The 19,114-nt window shown below is 67.7% G+C and carries 18 protein-coding genes; 11 read left to right on the forward strand and 7 right to left on the reverse strand.

Annotation, left to right across the window (positions count from 1 at the left end; translation table 11 throughout):
• Positions 1-1,660, forward strand: a 1,660-nt coding sequence (locus GO615_RS21870) for an FAD-binding protein (RefSeq protein ID WP_169132000.1), incomplete at its 5' end; no start/stop codon positions are given.
• An 11-nt stretch (positions 1,661-1,671) separates the two neighbouring features.
• Positions 1,672-3,258, forward strand: coding sequence for a FadD3 family acyl-CoA ligase (locus GO615_RS21875; RefSeq protein WP_169132001.1), 1,587 nt, complete (start codon positions 1,672-1,674; stop codon positions 3,256-3,258).
• A gap of 95 nt (positions 3,259-3,353) precedes the next feature.
• On the opposite strand, the gene GO615_RS21880 is transcribed toward GO615_RS21875, so the two are convergent.
• Positions 3,354-4,139, reverse strand: coding sequence for an enoyl-CoA hydratase (locus tag GO615_RS21880; RefSeq protein ID WP_169132002.1), 786 nt, complete (start codon positions 4,137-4,139; stop codon positions 3,354-3,356).
• A gap of 164 nt (positions 4,140-4,303) precedes the next feature.
• On the opposite strand from GO615_RS21880, the gene GO615_RS21885 reads away from it, so the two are divergent.
• From GO615_RS21885 to GO615_RS21925, 9 genes are read left to right on the forward strand one after another with little or no spacing between them, the layout of a single operon-like run.
• Positions 4,304-5,086, forward strand: a complete 783-nt coding sequence (locus GO615_RS21885; RefSeq protein WP_339380104.1) for an SDR family oxidoreductase — start codon at positions 4,304-4,306, stop codon at positions 5,084-5,086.
• Positions 5,087-5,090: 4 nt separating this feature from the next.
• A complete protein-coding gene (locus GO615_RS21890) occupies positions 5,091-6,110 on the forward strand; it encodes a bifunctional MaoC family dehydratase N-terminal/OB-fold nucleic acid binding domain-containing protein (RefSeq protein WP_246262407.1) in 1,020 nt (339 codons plus the stop codon).
• Positions 6,111-6,120: 10 nt separating this feature from the next.
• Positions 6,121-7,248 (forward strand): acyl-CoA dehydrogenase family protein, encoded by a 1,128-nt coding sequence (locus GO615_RS21895; RefSeq protein ID WP_169132003.1) that lies wholly within the window; start codon positions 6,121-6,123, stop codon positions 7,246-7,248.
• On the forward strand, positions 7,220-7,639 hold the full coding sequence (locus GO615_RS21900) for a MaoC family dehydratase (protein WP_169132004.1): 420 nt from the start codon (positions 7,220-7,222) through the stop codon (positions 7,637-7,639). The genes GO615_RS21895 and GO615_RS21900 overlap by 29 nt, the downstream gene beginning before the upstream one ends.
• Before the next feature lie 19 nt (positions 7,640-7,658).
• Positions 7,659-8,837, forward strand: coding sequence for a lipid-transfer protein (locus tag GO615_RS21905; protein ID WP_169132005.1), 1,179 nt, complete (start codon positions 7,659-7,661; stop codon positions 8,835-8,837).
• 15 nt (positions 8,838-8,852) lie between these two features.
• The gene (locus GO615_RS21910) at positions 8,853-10,019 is read left to right on the forward strand and encodes an acyl-CoA dehydrogenase family protein (protein ID WP_169132006.1); all 1,167 of its coding nucleotides are present in this window, start codon (positions 8,853-8,855) and stop codon (positions 10,017-10,019) included.
• Positions 10,020-10,040: 21 nt separating this feature from the next.
• A complete protein-coding gene (locus GO615_RS21915) occupies positions 10,041-11,246 on the forward strand; it encodes an acyl-CoA dehydrogenase family protein (RefSeq protein ID WP_169132007.1) in 1,206 nt (401 codons plus the stop codon).
• Between the two features lie 13 nt (positions 11,247-11,259).
• A complete protein-coding gene (locus GO615_RS21920) occupies positions 11,260-12,414 on the forward strand; it encodes an acyl-CoA dehydrogenase family protein (protein WP_169132008.1) in 1,155 nt (384 codons plus the stop codon).
• Between the two features lie 4 nt (positions 12,415-12,418).
• Positions 12,419-13,219 carry an SDR family NAD(P)-dependent oxidoreductase gene (locus tag GO615_RS21925; RefSeq protein ID WP_169132009.1) on the forward strand — a complete coding sequence of 267 codons (801 nt, stop codon included), beginning with the start codon at positions 12,419-12,421 and terminating at the stop codon, positions 13,217-13,219.
• 114 nt (positions 13,220-13,333) lie between these two features.
• Here the strand turns inward: GO615_RS21925 and GO615_RS21930 are convergent, their stop codons facing one another.
• The 6 genes from GO615_RS21930 to GO615_RS21955 form a co-directional block, all read right to left on the reverse strand.
• A complete protein-coding gene (locus GO615_RS21930; protein ID WP_169132010.1) occupies positions 13,334-13,672 on the reverse strand; it encodes a hypothetical protein in 339 nt (112 codons plus the stop codon).
• On the reverse strand, positions 13,650-14,429 hold the full coding sequence (locus GO615_RS21935) for a peptidoglycan recognition protein family protein (protein ID WP_169132011.1): 780 nt from the start codon (positions 14,427-14,429) through the stop codon (positions 13,650-13,652). Before GO615_RS21935 ends, GO615_RS21930 begins: the two co-directional genes overlap by 23 nt.
• The gene (locus tag GO615_RS21940; protein ID WP_339380107.1) at positions 14,426-14,986 is read right to left on the reverse strand and encodes a PAAR domain-containing protein; all 561 of its coding nucleotides are present in this window, start codon (positions 14,984-14,986) and stop codon (positions 14,426-14,428) included. The genes GO615_RS21935 and GO615_RS21940 overlap by 4 nt, the downstream gene beginning before the upstream one ends.
• A gap of 197 nt (positions 14,987-15,183) precedes the next feature.
• On the reverse strand, positions 15,184-16,134 hold the full coding sequence (cofD, locus tag GO615_RS21945) for a 2-phospho-L-lactate transferase (protein ID WP_169132012.1): 951 nt from the start codon (positions 16,132-16,134) through the stop codon (positions 15,184-15,186).
• Positions 16,131-16,928 (reverse strand): coenzyme F420-0:L-glutamate ligase, encoded by a 798-nt coding sequence (cofE, locus tag GO615_RS21950; RefSeq protein WP_169132013.1) that lies wholly within the window; start codon positions 16,926-16,928, stop codon positions 16,131-16,133. Before cofE ends, cofD begins: the two co-directional genes overlap by 4 nt.
• A gap of 52 nt (positions 16,929-16,980) precedes the next feature.
• Positions 16,981-19,113, reverse strand: coding sequence for an oxidoreductase (locus tag GO615_RS21955; RefSeq protein ID WP_169132014.1), 2,133 nt, complete (start codon positions 19,111-19,113; stop codon positions 16,981-16,983).
• Position 19,114 lies beyond the last annotated feature (1 nt).

Raw genomic sequence — 19,114 nt, forward strand, 5'->3', positions numbered from 1 at the left:
GGCCGGGGCCGGGGCGCTGGCTTCGGCGGTGGTGGCGGCGGATAACGGGCTGTCGGTGCTGGTGGTGGAGAAGAGCGACAAGTTCGGCGGCACGTCGTCGATCTCGGGTGGCGGGATCTGGATTCCGAACAACCACCATTTCGCGGCCAAAGGCGGCCAGGACAGCTACGACAAGGCGCTGCAGTACCTGAAGGCGGCGACCGGCGGCGTGGTGCCGGAGCAGCGGCTGCGGGCCTACCTCGACAACGCGCCGAAGATGATCAAGCACCTGGAGGACAAGAGCCGGGTGCGCTATGCGGTCGCCGAGAAGTATCCGGATTACTACCAGCACCTGCCGGGCTCGCTGCCGGGCGGGCGGACGCTGGACCCCGAGCTGTTCGATACCAGCGTGCTGGGGGACGAACTGCCCAACCTGCGCCAAGGCGCGCCCTCCAACTTGCTGATGGGGCGGATCGCATGGACGGCGCGGCAGGCGCACAAGGCGATGTCGCGCGAATTCGGTTGGCGGCTGATGGTGTTGGGCCTGATGCTGCGCTTCAAGCTGGATTTCGCGTGGCGGCGCAAGTCGAAGTTCGACCGGCGCGCGGCGCTGGGGACGGCGCTGATCGCGTCGCTGCGGCGCTCGCTGCAGGACCGCAAGGTTCCGCTGTGGCTGAAGACCGAATTCCGCGATCTGATCCTCGAGGGTGGCCGGGTGTGCGGGGCGCGCGTCGTGCGCGAGGGGCGCGAGATGGAAGTGCGTGCGCGGCGCGGGGTGATCTTCGCGTCGGGCGGTTTCGAGCAGAATCAGGCCCTGCGCGAACGCTATCTGCCGCAGCCGACGCAGGCCGTGTGGAGCGCGACGCCGCCGGGCAACAACATGGGGGCGGCGCTGGAGGCGGGCGTTGCGGCCGGTGCGGCCACGGCGCTGCTGGACAAGGCCTGGTGGGCGCCGACGATCCGCGTGCCGAAGGAGGAGAAGCCGCGCGGCGTGTTCGCCGAGCGCGCTTTCCCGGGGGCCATCGTCGTGAATGGGCAGGGCCGGCGCTTTGTCAATGAAGCGGCGCCGTACCTGGAATTCGTCGATGCGATGTATCAGGATCAGCAGAAGAGCGGCGCCAAGTCCATCCCCGCGTGGGTGATCTTCGATGCGGGCTTCCGCTTCAACTACGCGATGGGGCCGCTGATGCCCGCGCAGATCATGCCCGACAGCCGCCTGAAGAAGGAGTGGCTGGGCACCGTGTATTGGAAGGCGCCGACGCTCGCCGAATTGGCGTCGCAGATCGGCGTCGATGCGCAGGGCCTCGAGGAAACCGCGCGCAAGATGAACGAGTACGCGCGCACCGGTCTGGACGCGGAGTTCGCGCGCGGCGGCAACGTCTTCGACCGCTACTACGGCGACAGCAATGTGAAGCCCAACCCCTGCCTCGCGCCGATCCAGAAGGGGCCGTTCTACGCGATGCGCCTCGATGCGGGCGACATCGGGACGAAGGGTGGCCTGCTCACGAACGAGCATGCGCAGGTCGTGCGCGAGGACGGCACCGCGATACCGGGGCTCTATGCCATCGGCAACTGCTCGGCAGCGGTCATGGGCACGGGTTACCCCGGCGCGGGCGCGACGCTCGGCCCGGCGATGACCTTCGGCTACATCGCGGCGAATCACATCGCCACGGCGGCGTGAGGGGCGTGACGATGAGCGAGCGCATGGCGAACACCATTCCCGCGCTGCTGCTGCGCGCGGCCGAGGACCACGCGGGGCGCGTGGCGATCGAGGACGGCGCGGTGCGCATCGATTACCGCGACCTGCCCGCGCGGGCGCTGGCGGTGACGCGCGCGTTGATGGCGGCGGGGATCGCGCACGGCGACCGCGTCGCGATCTGGGCGCCGAACTGCCACGAGTGGGTGCTGGCCGCGTTGGGCGTGCATTGCGCGGGTGCGGTGATGGTGCCGATCAACACGCGCATGAAGGGGGCCGAGGCGGCCGACGTCATCGGGCGCAGCGGCGCGCGGGTGTTGTTCGTGGTCGGGGAGTTTCTCGGCGCGGACTATCCGGCGATGCTCGCGCCACTGCGGCCGGACAGCCTGGATCGGGTGGTGGTGTTGCCGGACGGCACTGCGCGGGGCCTTCGCGACGGCGAGTGCGCGTGGGCGGAGTTCCTCGCCAGCGGGGCCGCCGTGAGCGAGGCCGATGCGCTCGAGCGGGCGAGGGCGGTGTGCCCCGAAGACCTGTCGGACCTGATGTTCACGTCCGGCACCACGGGCAAGCCCAAGGGTGTGATGAGCACCCACGGCGCCTGCGTGCGCGCGTTCAGCGAATACGTGCGCGTGATCGGGCTCGTCGCGGGCGACCGCTACCTGATCGTGAATCCCTTCTTCCACGCCTTCGGCTACAAGGCCGGCTGGCTGACCTGCCTGATCGGCGGCGCGACCATCCTGCCGCATCCGGTGTTCGACGCCGAAGTGGTGTTCCGCCGCATCGAGGCCGACCGCATCACCGTGCTGCCCGGGCCGCCGACGCTATATCTGTCGATGCTCGCCCATCCACGCCTGGCCGAGACGGATGTCACGAGCCTGCGCATCGCCGTCACCGGTGCGGCGACGATCCCGCCGGTGCTGGTCGAGCGCATGCGCCGCGAACTGGGGTTCTCGGTGGTCACGACCGCCTACGGTCTCACCGAATGTGGCGGCCTCGCGACGATCTGCGATCCGACGGATGATGCCGAGACAGTCGCCGGCACGAGCGGCCGCGCGATCCCCGGGACCGAAGTGCGTATCGTCGATGGCGACAACCGCCCCTTGGCGGCGGGGGAGGCGGGCGAGATCTGCCTGCGCGGCTTCCACGTCATGAAAGGCTACTTCGGCGACGCCAAGGCCACGGCCGAGACCATCGATGCCGAGGGCTGGCTGCACACCGGCGACGTCGGCACGCTGGACGCGCGCGGCTATCTGCGCATCACCGACCGCCTCAAGGACATGTTCATTGTCGGCGGCTTCAACTGTTATCCGGCCGAGATCGAGGCGGCGCTGACCGAGCACCCGGCGATCGCACAGGTCGCGGTGATCGGTCTGCCCGACGAGCGCATGGGCGAGGTGGGCTGCGCGTGCGTGGTCCTGCGTCCGGGCCGGCAACTCGACGAAGCGGGCCTCATCGCTTGGTCGCGTGAGCGCATGGCGAACTACAAGGTGCCGCGCTTCGTGCGCTTCCTGCCGGCGCTGCCGGTCAATGCGTCGAACAAGGTGATGAAGAACGAGCTGCGGGCGTTGGCTGGCGCGATGTAGGGTCGGTCAGGCTGCTTCCGCCGAGGGATATGCCTGCCCCCGGCTCTCCGAGCGGGAGTCGAGGTAGGCGCCGCCCGCGCCTTCCCCGTTTGTGCTCAGCGGCCTTCGAATCTCGCCGGCCGCTTCTCGATGAAGGCCTGCATGCCTTCCTTCTGGTCGCGCGAGGCGAAGAGCAGCGCGTTGGCCTTGCGTTCGAGCGCGAGGGCGGTGTCGAGCGGGGCGTCGACGCCGGCGAGGATCACTTCCTTGATCTGCTCGGCGGCGAGCGGCGGCATCGCGGCAATGCTGCGAGCGATTTCCAACGCGGTGTCGAGCACGCGCTCGTCGGGGACGAGGTCGCTGACGAGGCCGGCGATCCAGGCGTCGTGGGCGCTGATCGGCTGTCCGGTTAGCGCCATGCGCATCGCCTTGACCTTGCCGACCGCGCGCACCAGCCGTTGCGTGCCGCCGATGCCGGGCATGATGCCGATGCGGATCTCGGGCTGGCAGAAGCGCGCGCCTTCGCCGGCGACGATGAGATCCGCGAGCATCGCCAGTTCGCAGCCGCCGCCGTAGGCGTAGCCGCACACCGCGGCGATCACGGGCTTGGGGCAATGGCGGATCGGAGCCCAAAGGCGCTCGGTGTGGCGCCGGTAGATCTCGATCGGGCCGACGCCCGCCATGCTGGTGATGTCGCCGCCGGCCGCGAAGACCTTGTCGCCGCCGGTCAGCACGATGCAGCGCACGTCGGGGTCGTCCGCGAGTTCGCCGAAGTGCTGCGCGAGCAGGGCCTGCAAGTCGAGGCTCAGCGCATTCGCGGCCTGCGGGCGATTCAGGCGCAGCACGGCGATGCCGGCTTCGGGCCGCTCCAGCAGCACGGGGAGGGAGGCGTCGTCGGACATGGGTTCCTCGGTGGTTCCATTGAACTGCGGCCACGGGGCGCGCAGCGTGGGGATCGGGACCGATTATTCGATCGCCCTCCGCCCGGCTCATCGTCCGTTCAGACGACGTAGGGCTTTGCACCGCTTGCTTAAATTGCGATCAAGGCAGCAATCAGGAGATCGCAGTGGCAATCGGGACAGGCCTCGACTTCGAGGGCAAGGTGGTCTTGGTGACGGGCGGGGCGAAGGGCGTCGGACTGGGCATCACGCGCAGCTTTCTGGCCGCAGGGGCGCGCGTGATCGTATGCGGACGCAACGCGCCCGAAACCGAGCCGGAGGCCGGAACGGCGCGGGCGGAATTCATCGCCGCCGACGTGCGCGACCACGAGTCGCTGCAGGCCTTGTTCGCGACGATCCGCGAGCGCCACGGCCGGCTCGACGTGCTGGTGAACAACGCCGGCGGTGCGCCCTTCGCGCTCGCCGACAAGGCGTCGCCGCGCTTTCACGAAGGGATCATCCGCCTCAACCTGCTCGCCCCGCTCAACGTCGCCCAGCTGGCGAACGCGATGATGCAGGAGCAGAACGGGGGCGGCGTGATCGTCTTCATCGGCAGCATCAGCGCGCTGCGCGCTTCGCCCGGCACGGCCGCCTACGGCGCGGCGAAGGCCGCCGTGCTGTCGCTCGCGCAGTCGCTGGCGGTGGAGTGGGCGCCGAAGGTGCGCGTCGTCGCGGTGAGTCCCGGCCTGGTGCAGACCGAGCAGTCGCACCTGCACTACGGCGACGAGGCTGGCATCGCGGCTGTCGGCGCAACGATCCCGGCGGGACGCCTCGCCACGCCCGAGGACATCGGCAACGCCTGCGTGTTCATCGCCTCTCCGCTGGCGAGCTACGCCAGCGGCTGCAACCTCCTGCTCAACGGCGGCGGCGAGCGGCCGGCCTTCCTGGCCGCCGGCGCCGCGCACGAGTGAGCCCTTGCGAACAACCCAAACGATGCTGGAGACGAAATTGGCCGAACAGGACTGGATGAGCGAAGTGCGGGCGATGGTGGGGCGCGAATATGGTCGCGTCTACGCCTGGGACGAAGTGAATGCGCCGATGATCCGCCAGTGGTGCGAGATCATGGGCGTCGATAACCCCATGTACACGGACGCCACCTACGCCGCGACCACCGAGTACGGCGGCATCGTCGCACCGCCGGCGATGCTGCAGGCGTGGTGCCTGGAAGGGCTGCACGCGAACAACTACCCGCCCGGCTCGACGACGGAGAACCCCTACGAGGTGCTGCGCCTGATGGAGGGGCAGGGCTACCAGTCGGTCGTTGCGGTGAACTCGGATCTCAGCTTCGAGCGCTACGTGAAGGTCGGCGAGAAGCTCTACTACACGACCCGGCTGGATGCGGTGGGCGAGCAAAAGACGACCGCGCTCGGCACGGGCTACTTCGTCACGCTGATCATGAGCTTCTTCAGCGAGAAGCCCGCCGGGAACGAGAAGGTCGGCGAGCTCCTGTTCCGCGTCTTCAAGTTCAGCCCCGCCAACGCGCAATCCGCGACCGAGGCCCCTGTGGCCGACGCTGCGCCCGCTGCGCCGAAGATCAAGCGGCCCAAGCCCGGCATGAGCGACGACACGCGCTTCTTCTGGGAGGGCGCCGCCGCCGGCAAGCTGCTGATCCAGCGCTGCAAGTGCTGCGGCACGCTACGCCATCCGCCGGGGCCGGTGTGCACGAAGTGCCACTCCTTCGAGTGGGACACCGTCGAATCGGCGGGCAAGGGCAGCATCTATTCGTTCGTCGTCATGCATTACCCGGAGGTGCCGCCCTTCGATTATCCGAATCCGGTCGGCCTGATCGAGCTCGATGAGGGCGTGCGTCTCGTCGCGGGGCTCGTGGGCGTGAAGCGCAACGAGATCGGCATCGGGCAGCGCGTGCAGGTGGAGTTCCAGTCCTTCGACGACGGGGAACTGACGCTGCCGCTGTTCCGCCCGGTGGCGCCGTAAGGGAGGGATCATGGACTTCGAACTGAGCGAGGACCAGCGCGCCATTGCCGAGATGGCTGGCAGCTTGTTCTCGGACCATTGTACCGACGAGCGCCTGCGCGCCTTCGACACTGCCGGCACGCCCTTCATGCAGGACTTGTGGGGCAAGTGCATCGAGACCGGCCTGCATGCGCTGGCGTTGCCCGAAGCGGCTGGCGGCAGCGGTCTCGGGATGACCGAACTGATGCTGGTGCTGGAGGCGCAGGGCCGTGCGCTGGGGCAGGTGCCGCTGTGGCGCCACCAGCTCGCCGCGGCGACGCTGGCGCGGTTCGGCGGCGAGGCGTGCGCGGAAGTCGTGACCGCGGCGGCCGAGAGCCGCATGCTGGTCACGCTGGCGCTCGACGACCCGCAGCGGGGTGCGGCGCTGACCGCGCATGCGGTCGACGGCGGCTGGCGCCTCGACGGCCGCGCCGATGCGGTGGCGCTCGGGGCCGACTGCTGCCGAGGCCTGATCCTCGCGCAATGCCCGGACGGCCCGCGCCTGGTACTGGTGGACCTGCGCGCCGCCGGCATCACGAAAACGGCCGGCGTCTTCACGCACGGCGAGGCGGTGGCCGACCTGCGTTTCGACGGCGTCGCGATTGCCGCGAGTGCCGTCCTGCCGGAAGCCGCGCTGGAATGGCTCGAACCGCGCGCGATCGCCGCGCTGGCCGCGCTGCAGCTGGGCGTGAGCAGCGAGCAGATCCGCCGCACCGTGGCCTACGTGAGCGAGCGCCAGCAGTTCGAGCGCGCGATCGCCACCTTCCAGGCGGTGCAGATGAGCATGGCCGACGCGCACATCGCCGTCGAAGCGCTGCGCTCCGCCCTGTGGCAGCTGTGCTACCGGCTCGACGCTGGTCGGCCGGCTCGCCCGGAGGCACTGGCGACGAAGTACCTCGCCTGCGAAGCCGGCCACATCGTCGGCCACAAGGCGCAGCACGTGCATGGCGGCATCGGCGTCGACCTGACCTACCCGATCCACCGCTACCTCTACTGGAGCCGCGCGCTGGGCATCACGCTCGGCGGCGCGACCGCGAACCTCGCGCGGCTGGGAGACTGGCTCGCAACCAACGACACGCTGGGATGGAAATATGACCTCGAAGAACACCAGACGCTTTGACGAAGTGCGCGCCGGCGAGGCCCTGCCGGAGCTGGCGATCCCGATCACCGTGCCGCTGATCGCGGGCGGCGCGATCGCCACGCGCGACTACTTCCCCGGCCACCACGACCGCGACGCCGCGCGCAAGCTGGGCTCACCGCACATCTTCATGAACATCCTGACGACCAGCGGGCTGGTGCAGCGCTATGTCGAGGAATGGGCCGGTCCCGGTGCGCGCTTCGGGTCGCTGAAGATCAAGCTCGGCGCCCCGAACTACCCCGGCGACACGATGACCTTCACCGGCGAGGTGAGCGGCTGCGATGCCGCCAAGCGCAGCGTGGAAGTGACGCTGAAGGGCAAGAACTCGATGGGAAACCACGTGACCAGCACGGTCGCGGTGGTGCTGCCCTGAACCGCGGAGCACGGCACACATGACGAACCTGTCTCTTTCCGGACGCGCCGCCATCGTCGGCCTGGGCGCGACCGAATTCTCGAAGAACTCCGGCCGCACCGAACTGCGGCTGGCGATGGAAGCGACGCTGACTGCGTTGAAGGATGCCGGAATCGACCCGTCCGAGGTCGAGGGCTTCAGCAGCTACACGATGGACAAGGTGCCCGAGTACGAGATCGCGCGCCTGCTCGGCTGCAAGAACGTCAAGTTCTTCTCGCAGATCCCGCACGGCGGCGGTGCGGCCTGCGCGCCGGTGATGCATGCGGCGATGGCAGTCGCGACCGGCGTCGCGAAGGTCGTCGTCGTGTATCGCGCGATGAACGAGCGCTCCTGGTACCGCTTCGGCACCGGCAGCTACGGCTTCGGCTCGACGCCGATCTTCGAGAACGTCAATTACGGCTGGTACATGCCGTACGGCTTCCATACGCCGGCGGCGTGGGTGGCGATGTTCGCGCAGCGCTACATGCACACCTACGGCGCGACCTCCGAGGACTTCGGCCGCGTGGCGGTTGCCGTGCGCGACTTCGCCGCGACGAACCCGGCGGCCTTCTTCCACGGCAAGCCGATCACGCTCGAAGACCACCAGGCCTCGCGCTGGATCGCCGAGCCGCTGCACCTGCTCGATTGCTGCCAGGAATCGGACGGCGCCGTGGCGATGGTCATCACTTCGGCCGAACGCGCCCGCGACCTGCGGCAGAAGCCGGTGATCGTGAAGGCGGGTTCGCAGGGCATCACCGAGGGGCAGCAGAGCATGACCTCCTTCTACCGCGACGACATCGCCGGCCTGCCCGAGATGGGCGTGGTCGCGAAGGAGCTGTATGGGCAATCGGGCCTTGGCCCCGACGCGATCCAGACCGCGGTGATCTACGACCACTTCACGCCCTTCGTGCTGCCGCAGCTGGAGGAGTTCGGCTTCGCGAAGCGCGGCGAGGCGAAGGATTTCATCCGCGCCGGCCATCATGCGCGCGGCGGCAAGCTGCCGATCAACACCCATGGCGGCCAACTCGGCGAGGCCTACATCCACGGCATGAACGGGGTTGCCGAGGCGGTGCGTCAGGTGCGCGGCACGGCGGCGAACCAGGTGGCCGGGGTCGAGAACGTGCTCGTCACCGCCGGAACGGGCGTGCCGACGAGCGGCCTCATCCTTGGCACGGCCTGAGTCCGGGAGACCATCATGTTTGTCGACCTGACGCCCGAACAGCACGCGCTGCGCCGCAGGGTGCGCGACTACTTCCAGGACCTGATGACGCCCGAACTGCGCGCGCGCCTGCGCGGCAAGGAGGGCGGCGACGAGTACCGCAGCGTGATCCGCAAGATGGGCCGCGACGGCTGGCTCGCGGTCGGCTGGCCGAAGGAGCACGGCGGCCAGGGCTATGCGGCGACCGAGCAGCTGATCTTCTTCGAGGAGGCCAACATCGCTGGCGCGCCGCTGCCCTTCGTGACGATCAGCACCGTCGGGCCCGCGCTGATGGCGCACGGCAGTGCGGCGCAGAAGGCGAAGTTCCTGCCGGGCATCGCCGCGGGCGAGATCCTGTTCGCGATCGGCTATTCCGAGCCGGGGGCGGGCAGCGATCTGGCCGCGCTGAAGACCACCGCGCGACCCGAAGGCGAGCACTTCGTCGTCAATGGCAACAAGCTCTGGACCTCGGGCGCGGAAGCCGCCGACTTCATCTGGCTCGCCGCGCGCACGGACCCCGAGCGCCCGCGCCACAAGGGCGTGTCGATCCTGATCCTCGACACGAAGCTGCCCGGCTTTTCGCACACCGTGATCCCGACCTGCAGCAACCCCACCGCGGCGACCTATTACGACAACGTGCGCGTGCCGGCCGACATGCTGGTGGGTGAGCTGCACGGCGGCTGGAAGCTGATCACCGCGCAGCTCAACCATGAGCGCCTCGGCCTCGGATCGTGGTCGGACAAGGTCGCGGGCCTTTTCCGCCGCGTCTACCTGTGGGCGAAGAGTGCCGACGAGCAGGGGCGCCGTGCGACCGACCAACCCTGGGTGCGCTCGCTGCTGGCGGAATGCTATGCGCGGCTGGAGGCGATGCGCCTGATCAACTTCCGCATCGCCGCGGATCTGGACCGCGACCGGATGGATGTCGCGCTGGCGTCGACGACCAAGGTCTATGGTTCGGAATCGGCGATCGAGATTCTGAGGAAGCTGTGCGAGATCGTCGGGGCGCGCGGTCTGATCCGTTCGGGCTCGGCCGCCGCGGCGCTGCTCGGCGAACTCGAGTATGAAGTGCGGGCCTCGGTTACATTGACCTTTGGCGGCGGCACGAACGAGATCCAGCGCGAACTGATCGCCCAGTTCGGTTTGGGCATGCCGCGTTCGCGCTGACCGGAGACAACAGGAAGGATCATGAGCACGATCGAAGATTTCCGTCGCGAGACCCGCGCCTGGCTGGAGGCCAACTGCCCGCCGTCGATGCGCACGCCGATGCCCGATGGCGAGCTGGTGTGGGGGGGCAGGACGGTCGAATTCAGGACCGAGGACCAGCGCCTGTGGTTCGAGCGCATGCGCGACAAGGGCTGGTTCTGTCCTGATTGGCCGGCTGAGTATGGTGGCGGTGGCCTGAGCGCGGAGCAGAACGCCGTGCTCGAATCGGAGATGCGCCGCCTGCACTGCCGTCCGCCGCAGATCAACCTCGGCATCTGGATGCTCGGGCCGGTGGTGCTCGAGTTCGGCAGCGAGGAGCAGAAGCGCGAGCTGATCACGCCCATGGCGCGCGGCGAGATCCGCTGGTGCCAGGGCTTCTCCGAGCCCAATGCGGGCTCTGATCTCGCCAGCCTGAAGACTTCGGCGGTCGACGAGGGCGACCACTTCGTCGTCAATGGCACCAAGATCTGGACCTCCTACGGCGACAAGTCGGACTGGATGTACATGCTGGTGCGCACGGATCCCAACGTGCCGAAACAACAGGGCATCAGCCTGCTGGTCGTGGACATGAAGTCGCCCGGCATCGAGGCGCGGCCGATCGATCTCATCAGCGGCAAGTCGTCCTTCTGCCAGGTCTTCTTCGACAACGTGAAGGTGCCCAAGCACCAGCTCGTCGGCCCGCTCAACGGCGGCTGGACGCTGGCGAAGGCGCTGCTGCAGCACGAGCGCCGCGCGATGTCGAAGTTCGGCGAGTTCAGCTTGCCGAACCATGTCGATCTGCTGTCGATGGCGGGGCGCTACCTGCCGCCGGCCGATGCCGCATCGACCGCAGACGTGGCGCTGCGCGCCCGCGTGCTGGCAATGGCGATGGACGAGCACGCCTACACGATCACCACCCAGCGCATGGGCGAGGAGATGCGCACGCGCCAGGACGTGTCGGGCCTGATGGCGATCATGAAGCTCGTCCATTCCGAGCAGGAGAAGGACAAGCTCGAAGTGCTGCTGGACGTGATGGGTCACCGCGCGCTGGGCTGGGAGGACGAGGCCTTCGATAGCAGCGAACTCGCGCTCACCCGCGCGTGGCTCGGCAGCTTCGCGCAGACCATCGCCGGCGGCTCGTCCGAGGTGCAACTGAACGTGATCGCCAAGCGGGTGCTGGGTCTTCCCGAAGGCAAACAGGGTAAGTGAGGAGTCGTCTGCCATGAGTCTGGTGTATTCCGAAGAGCAGCGCTTGCTGGCCGATACCGCCGCCGAGTTCCTGCAGGCACGCAGCCCGGTCGCCGCCCAGCGGCGGCTGCGCGATGAAGGCGCCGCTCCGCGCTTCGACGACGCGCTGTGGAAAGAGATGGTGGGAATGGGCTGGAGCGCCATTCCCTTCCCCGAGGACCTGGGCGGACTGGCCTTCGGCTGCATGGGCCTGGGCGCGGTGTTCGAGGCGCTCGGCCGCAATCTCGCCGCCACGCCGCTGTTGTCGAGCATCGTGCTCGGCGGCACGCTGATCGAGTTGGCCGGCTCCGGCGCCCAGCAGGCCGAATGGATGCCCTTGCTGATCGCCGGCGACAAGCGCATCGCGCTCGCGCTCGACGAGCACGCGCGCCACGATCCGGCCGCCACCGCGCTGCGCGCGGAGCGCCGCGACACGGGTTACGTGCTGCAGGGCGAGAAGGTGTTCGTGGCCGACGGGCAGGGGGCGGACGCCTTCGTCGTCGTCGCGCGCACCGGCGGTATGCCGGGCGAGCGCGAGGGGCTCAGCCTCTTCGTCGTGCCGGCGCACGCGCTCGGCCTGAACGTGTCTGCGACGGGGATGATCGACTCGCGCAATCACGCCCGGCTGCGCCTGGACGGGGTGCGCGTCGACGCGGGCGCCCTGCTGGGGGTGGAAGGGCAGGCGTGGACCGCGCTCGATGCCGCCCTCGACCGCGGGCGCGTGTGCCTCGCTGCCGAGCTCCTGGGGATGACGCAGAACCTCTTCGACACCACCGTCGAGTATCTCAAGACGCGCGTGCAGTTTGACGTGCCGATCGGCTCCTTCCAGGCGCTGCAGCATCGCGCGGCGTGGTGCTACGCGCATCTCCAACTCGCGCGCAGCGCGGTGATGGCGGGGCTTGCGGCGATGGACGACCCGACGCTCGATGCCGCCGGTCGCGCCCGCCTCGCGAGCCTCGCGAAGTGGAAGGCCGGCGATGTCGCCCACCGCATCAGCCGCGAGGCGGTGCAGATGCACGGCGGCATGGGCGTCACCGACGAACTCGACGTGGGCCTCTTCCTCAAGCGCATCCGCGTCGCGCAGGCCCTGCTGGGCGATGGTGATTTCCATGTACAGCGATACGGCGACATGACGCCGGTGGAGGCATGAAGCGATGAAGGAGCCCGGCAGCGGGCTGCTGGGCGGCAAGGTGGCTGTCATTACCGGCGCCGGCCAGGGCATAGGCCGTGGCGTTGCACTCCGTTTGGCGGTGGAGGGCGCGCGTGTCGTGGTGTCCGACATCAATGCGCAGGCCGCAGCCGAAACCGTGTCCCTGATCCGGTCTCACGGCGCCGACGCAGATGCGATCGGATGCGACATCGCCGACAGTGCCAGCATGGAAGAGCTGGTGCGCGATGTCGTCGGCCGCTTCGGGGCCCTCGACATCCTCGTCAACAACGCTTACCTCGGCAATCTTCCGGGCCCGCTCGAAGCCAAGCCCGCGGCGGATTTTGCGCGGGCCCTGCAGGGCAGTCTCTACGCCCCGCTGGCCGCGATGCAGAGCGCCTTCCCCCACATGAAGGCCCGGCGCTACGGGCGCATCATCAACATGTGCTCGCTCAACGGCGTCAATGCTCACCCGTACACCGCCGACTACAACGTGAGCAAGGAGGCGCTGCGATGTCTGACTCGCAGTGCCGCGCGCGAGTGGGCAGCGCACGGCATCACGGTCAATGCGATCTGCCCCGCCGCCCGCACGCCGGCCTATGAACGCTTTGCCGCCGCGTCACCGGAGAACGCCGCGCTGTTGTTGAAGCAGAACCCGATGGGGCGCATGGGCGAAGCGGAGCAGGACATCGGGAATGTGGTCGCATTCCTCTGCAGCGACGGGGCGGGCTACATGACCGGCAACACACTGTTCGTCGACGGCGGCTCCCACATCAACGGGGTTTCCTGGCTGCCGTCGGTGGCCTGACCGAAGCCGTCTGCTGCTAACTCGGTGTTAGCCGCCCCTGTGGCTCCTACCGGACCCGCAGGGCGGGGCGAAAAGCGTCTATCGCGGCTGATCTATTCTGCATACCAGGAACGGCTACTCCGCCTTGTAGAACCCGCTCTCCCTTAGCCGCCCCTCAAGGGTTGCCAAACATTCAGCCTCGCTTTCACCGAACCGAACAGCGCAGTATCGTTGAAGCGCCCGGCGCTTCACGTCGGGCATGTCTTGAACGTGGTGCATCACTCGAAATGGCTCAACAGGGAGCGAGAAGACCAAAGCCAAGGCCGGCTGTCTTTTGATGAATGGCACAGGCACAGTACTAAGCTCATGGTCCGACAGTACAGGCTCCATGTCGATCCCGACGAACAGTGTGAAAACCAGCAGGAGGCCGGCGCCAATCGCCAGTTTCGGCTTATTTCGGAACATCGAGGCCATACCGATTCCGTAAGTCGCGGGCGATTTTCAACCCGTGCGCTCCTGGGCAGGCCCGCCCTTGATCGTTCGCCGAAGCAAACTCGCGATGGCCGCCAAGCATCGCAATCTTGAAGTATTCAACGAGCGTCTTCACCAGGACATCGACGGCATTAAGTTGTGGCGTTGTCGGTGTGTCCCAACTCGTTGAAACAGCATCCTTGGCTTGGCCAAGTATTTCAGCGACCCCAGCCTTTGCACCCCGCTTGAAGCTGTCACTCAATGAGGGGCCATGCGCGGCCGCTTCACCAGGTAGGGAAAAATCTGATAAGAACACGATGCCGATTTTCCCGGTATTGGCCGCTTTCAAATGCGCACCCTTTTCCCGTATATCCAACGCCTCGTAAATCGTGCCCTTGCAATCTATCGCGTAGTGGTAGCTGATGTGTCCGAAGCTCGCAATGTCCGTATTTTCCGCCTTGCGGATCAACTCGGCACCATCGGCCGAACACGAATAGCTGTTTCCCGCGTGGTGAATCACGATAGCGCGGTAGTCCCAATCCGGACCATCGGAGCGTGCGGACGGCTTGGCCTTCCACTCGGAGCGGGTCATTAACGGAATGCCGGCCTTGCGGACCGCGACAATGATCGCTTGGCGCGTCGCTGCCTTGTGGTCGACCTTGACCGTGACAGTTTTGACCGCCTCGGCACGTTTTGCTTCGATAGTGGCCCAGGTATCAAAGGAGCCTGTTTTCAGATCGTCGATGCGGACATCACTCATGCCAAATCCCCACGCTGGATGGTGTCACCGCTCGGCGAGCGGAAATAAAAGTGCACCGATACATCCTCGGGCTGATCCGCATTGATGATTTCGGTAAGGCCGTTGCCATCGGTCACGCCCTCGGTCCGCGTGCCATCCTGGGGGGGCACGACATACGGGTTATGCGGCACCGGTTGTCCGGTTGCGGCATCGAGCGCCTGAAATCGGATCTCGTGACGAAGCGCATCATTTTTAAGCTTATCGCCGGCCGCCGCCGGCTGCGCGAACGAGTTGCCGGAAGGCGAATAGCCGACGGCGCTTTCATTGTCGACATAGGTCAGTATCTGGCTGGAAATCAGCGTCGCTCCGCAGGCCGTTTTGTCGCCATGTCGAGCCACCGGCTGACCATCGATGATCGCCGTCAAATCCCCTGTCACGATGGTAGTCACGGAACCGTGCCCTTTCTGTGGACACGTTACCTTGTCGCCGATTCGGGCAACCGCTTTCCCGCCGACATCGGTGAATGGGGAACCGGTGATTACCACACCGCCATGCGATGTTCGATCACCTACAACAATTACCGGTCTTCACATAGGGCTACTCGGAAACCCAAAAGGCATATTTTACACGGGCGTTGCCCATTTTGGACGGTCGCCCTTCGGGACCAGCAGGACGGGCCGAAAACGGTCTGTCGCGAATATCTGCCAACCGACAATGAGTACCCCGAAATGGGTGTGGAGCGCGTGGTGTCGTCGTGGGGGTTATCCCGCTCAGCTCAAGCCCGAGCCTTCAAGTGCTTCGCGAAGTCCACGGTCTCCCGCGCCACACGCACGCGGTCGTCTGCGCTGCGCATCAAGGTGTCAGTGACATGCACCGGCACGGCGATCCGCTCGCGCAGGGCGGCATCGCGTTCATCCAGCACGAAGCCGGCGAGCAGGTCGTCATACTGGCGCGTGATTTCGTCAGCAGTCACCGGCACGCCGAGTTCGGCCATGATCTTCGCCGTCGGCCCCTTGACCGCCGCGCCGCCCACCAGCGGCGAGACGGCGACGATGGGCACGCCGGCTTCACGCAGCGCGTCGCGCAGGCCGGGCACGGCGAGGATCGGGGCGATGCTCAGGTAAGGATTGGACGGGCAGATGACGATCGCGTCGAGCGCGTCGTCGGCCAGCGCCGCCAGGACGGCGGGGGAGGGGCGCACGTCGTCCCCTTGGGCGAACTCGATCGACCGGGTCACCGGCCGGCACTGGTGGCGGACGAAATAATCCTGGAAGTCGAAGATGCCCTCGTCGCTGTGGACACGTGTGCGCAGCGGCTGGTCGGACATCGGCACGACATCGGCCTGGATGCCGAGGCGGCGCGCAAAGTCGGCCGTGATCGCGGAGAGCGCTTCGCCGGCCGCGAGCCGGCGTGTACGCTCGACGTGGGTGGCGAGGTCGCCGTCGCCGAGCCGGAACCAGGTTTCGCCGCCGAGTCGGGCCAGCGTGTCCATGAAGGTCCAGGTCTCGTCGCGCCGTCCCCAGCCGGTCTCGGGGTTGGCCACGCCGCCGAGCGTGTACAGAGCGGTGTCGACGTCCGGCGAGATGTTGAGGCCGAGGTGGGTGAAATCGTCGCCGGTGTTCACGACCACGGTGAGGCGGCCATCGTTGCAGGCTTGCTGCAGGCCGTCGGCAAGCTTCGCGCCGCCGACGCCGCCGCTCAGGGCGAGGATGTGTCTTGCCGTCATTGGAACAGGTCCGCCCCGAGTGGCCTCAGCAGCGCTTTGCAATCGATCTCCGGGGCGGCGGGCAGGAAGCCGCTCGCGAGCACCACCGGCATGCCTTCGTCGCCTTCGCCCATCACGACCGCCGCACCGGCGGCGATCGCGTCGGCGAACGCGGTCTGGGTGATCTGCAGCGTGCGTCCGTGGCGATCGGGCTCGCCGCGGCGATCGATCAGCGCCGGAATGCCGGCCGAGCCGAGGGCCACATTCACGACACCGTTGCGCCACGGGCGGCCGAAGCTGTCGCTGATGATCACGCCGACCGACGTGCCGGTGCGCGCGCGCAGGGCTGCGCGCAACGCCGCGGCGGACTGATCCGGAGCGAGCGGCAACAGCAAGGCCCGCTCGCGTCCGCCTTCGTCCGGCACGTTCGAGAGGTCGATGCCGGCATTGGCCATGACATAGCCCAGGCGATGGCGCACGATGAGCACACCCGGCACCGCACGCAGCACGCGGGTCGATTCGGCCAGCGTAAGTGCAACCAGACGTGCATCCTTGCCGGTAATGCGCGCGAGTTCGAGGGCCTGGCTGGATGGCGTGACCTCATCGAGCCACGCGAAGCGGCCTTCGGCCTTGGAGACGATCTTCTGCGCGACGACAACGATGGTGTCGGGAGCGAGTTCGATCGCAGCAGCATCGAGCGCGCGCATGACGAGTTCGTCCAGCGCATCGCCCGGCCGCACTTCCGGGATGCCGGGGAGGGCTTCGAAGCAAAGCCGGCGACGCGCGGCGGGCACTGCGGTACGGTCGATGGGCATGGGATCCGTCTCAGTGGGCGGAACGAGGCGCATCGCCCCGTCCCTGGCGCGTTCAGGCGGACAGCCCGGCAAGCATGCCCGAGCGGATCGCGCCTTCGATGTAGCCGAGCTGTGCGCCGTCGCCGACCGAGCTGACCGGCACGCCCGCCGCTTCGAGCGACCGCGCGAGGCTGTCGTCCGGACGCGCGCCCACGGCCAGCACCACGGACTCGGCGGCGAGTTCGCAACGATTGCCCTCGGCGTCGGTGTAGATCAGCTTCTTCTTCTCGATCGCTTCCACCTTCGCCTTCGTGTGCAGCGCAACGCCGTGCTGACGCAGCGTGTCGAGCACGCGCCAGCGCCGCACGATGGAGAGTTCGCGGCCGAGGCTGGGGCCTTCCTCCAGCACCACGACCTCGCGCCCGCGGTCGACGAGGAATTCGGCGAGTTCGACGCCGACGAGGCCGCCGCCGATGATCGCCACCTTCTTGCCAAGCGGCATCCAAACCCGCGAGAGGTTCTGCATCGCATCGGTGCTGTCGGTGACGCCCACCAGGCTGCCGGCCTTCATCAGCGCGCGCTGGGCCAGGGAAAGCTTGCGTTTGGCGATCTCGTCGGCGCGATCGCCGGTCATCAGGCGCCGCAGCTCGTCGCCCGACCACACGTGATCGAGCTCCGCGCCGGGAATCGGCGGTGCGCTGCGCTCGGCCCCGCTCGCGACGATCACCGCCGTGGCCTTCAGTTCGCGGATCAGCTCGGGCGTGGCGGTCGTGTCGAGACGCACGTCGATGTCGAGCTTGTGCATCTGCGTGACGAGATAGTCGAGCAGCGCGCCGTTCTCGGCATAGGCGAGGGCGGCGAAGAACAGCGTGCCGCCCAGGCGACCGCTGCGCTCCAGCAGCGTCACCTTGTGCCCGCGCAGCGCCGCGGTGCGCGCGGCCTCCATGCCCGCCGGGCCGCCGCCGACCACGACGACGTGGCCGGGCCTGGCCGCCGGCACGAGTTGCATTTCGGCCTCGTGGCCCGTCATCGGATTGACGGCGCACTTGACCCGTTCGTTGATGAAAATCTGGCTGACGCAGGCGTAACAGTAGATGCAGGGACGGATGTCCTCGGGCCGGCCCTCGGCGAGCTTCTTCGGCAGATCCGGGTCGGCGAGCATCTTGCGCGCCATCGCGACGAAGTCGCACTGGCCGGCCGCGACCGCGTTGTCGGCGACCTCGGGTTCCAGTCGGCCCACCGCGATCACCGGGATCTCCAGCCCTTCCTTGATCTCGGCCGCCCACTGCAGGAAACCGGCCTTCTGCTGCACCAGCGGCGCCTCGGTGAAGGCCACGCCAGTGTTGGTATTGGCATAGGCCGACACGCTCACCGCGTCGCAGCCGGCCGCCGCGGCCATCTTCGCGAACACCTTGGCCTCTTCGAGCGTGATGCCGCCTTCCATGCGCAGCTCGTAGGCGTCGAGCCGCAGCCACACCGGGTAGTCTGCGCCGACGCGCTCGCGCACGGCGGCGATCACTTCCAGCATGAAGCGGGCGCGATTCTCGATGGAGCCGCCGTACTCGTCGTCGCGTCTGTTGAAGTAGCCCGACAGGAAGCCGGCGATGATGTAGGTGTGGGCAGCGTGGATTTCGACGCCGTCGAAGCCCGCGCGGCGTGCGCGATCTGCGGCCGCGGCGAACCACTCGGTCATCTGCGCGATGTCGGCCTTGTCCATGACGCGGATCTTCACGCCGGCCTTCTCGCGGCCCTTCGACGAGCTGATGAAGGAGCCCAGTTCTTCCTGGGTCAGCGCCGCGAACATGTCGGTCTTCACTGCCGGCGGCATCGACGGCACCCACAGCTCGCGCCCCTCCACAAGGTCGCGGACCGAGGTCTTGCCGGCGTGCTGGAGCTGGATGGCGATCTTCGCGCCGTGCTTGTGCACGCGATCGACCACCCCCTTCAGGCCGGGAATGAACTTGTCGTCCGACAGGCCGAGCTGGTAGGGCTCGGCCGTGCCGTGCGGGTAGGCGATCGCGCCGACGCCCATCGTGATCAGGCCGGCCCCGCCGGCCGCGCGCGCCTCGTAATAGGCCTGGATGCGCTCGCCGCAGGTGCCGTCGGATTCGGCGAAGTTGGAGCCCATCGGCGCCATCACGATGCGGTTCCGGAGTTCCAGGCTGCCGATGCGGCCGGGCTGCAAGAGATTGTCGAAGGCTCCCATG

Origin of the sequence: Aromatoleum evansii (genome assembly GCF_012910805.1) — a bacterium.
Lineage (GTDB): Bacteria > Pseudomonadota > Gammaproteobacteria > Burkholderiales > Rhodocyclaceae > Aromatoleum > Aromatoleum evansii.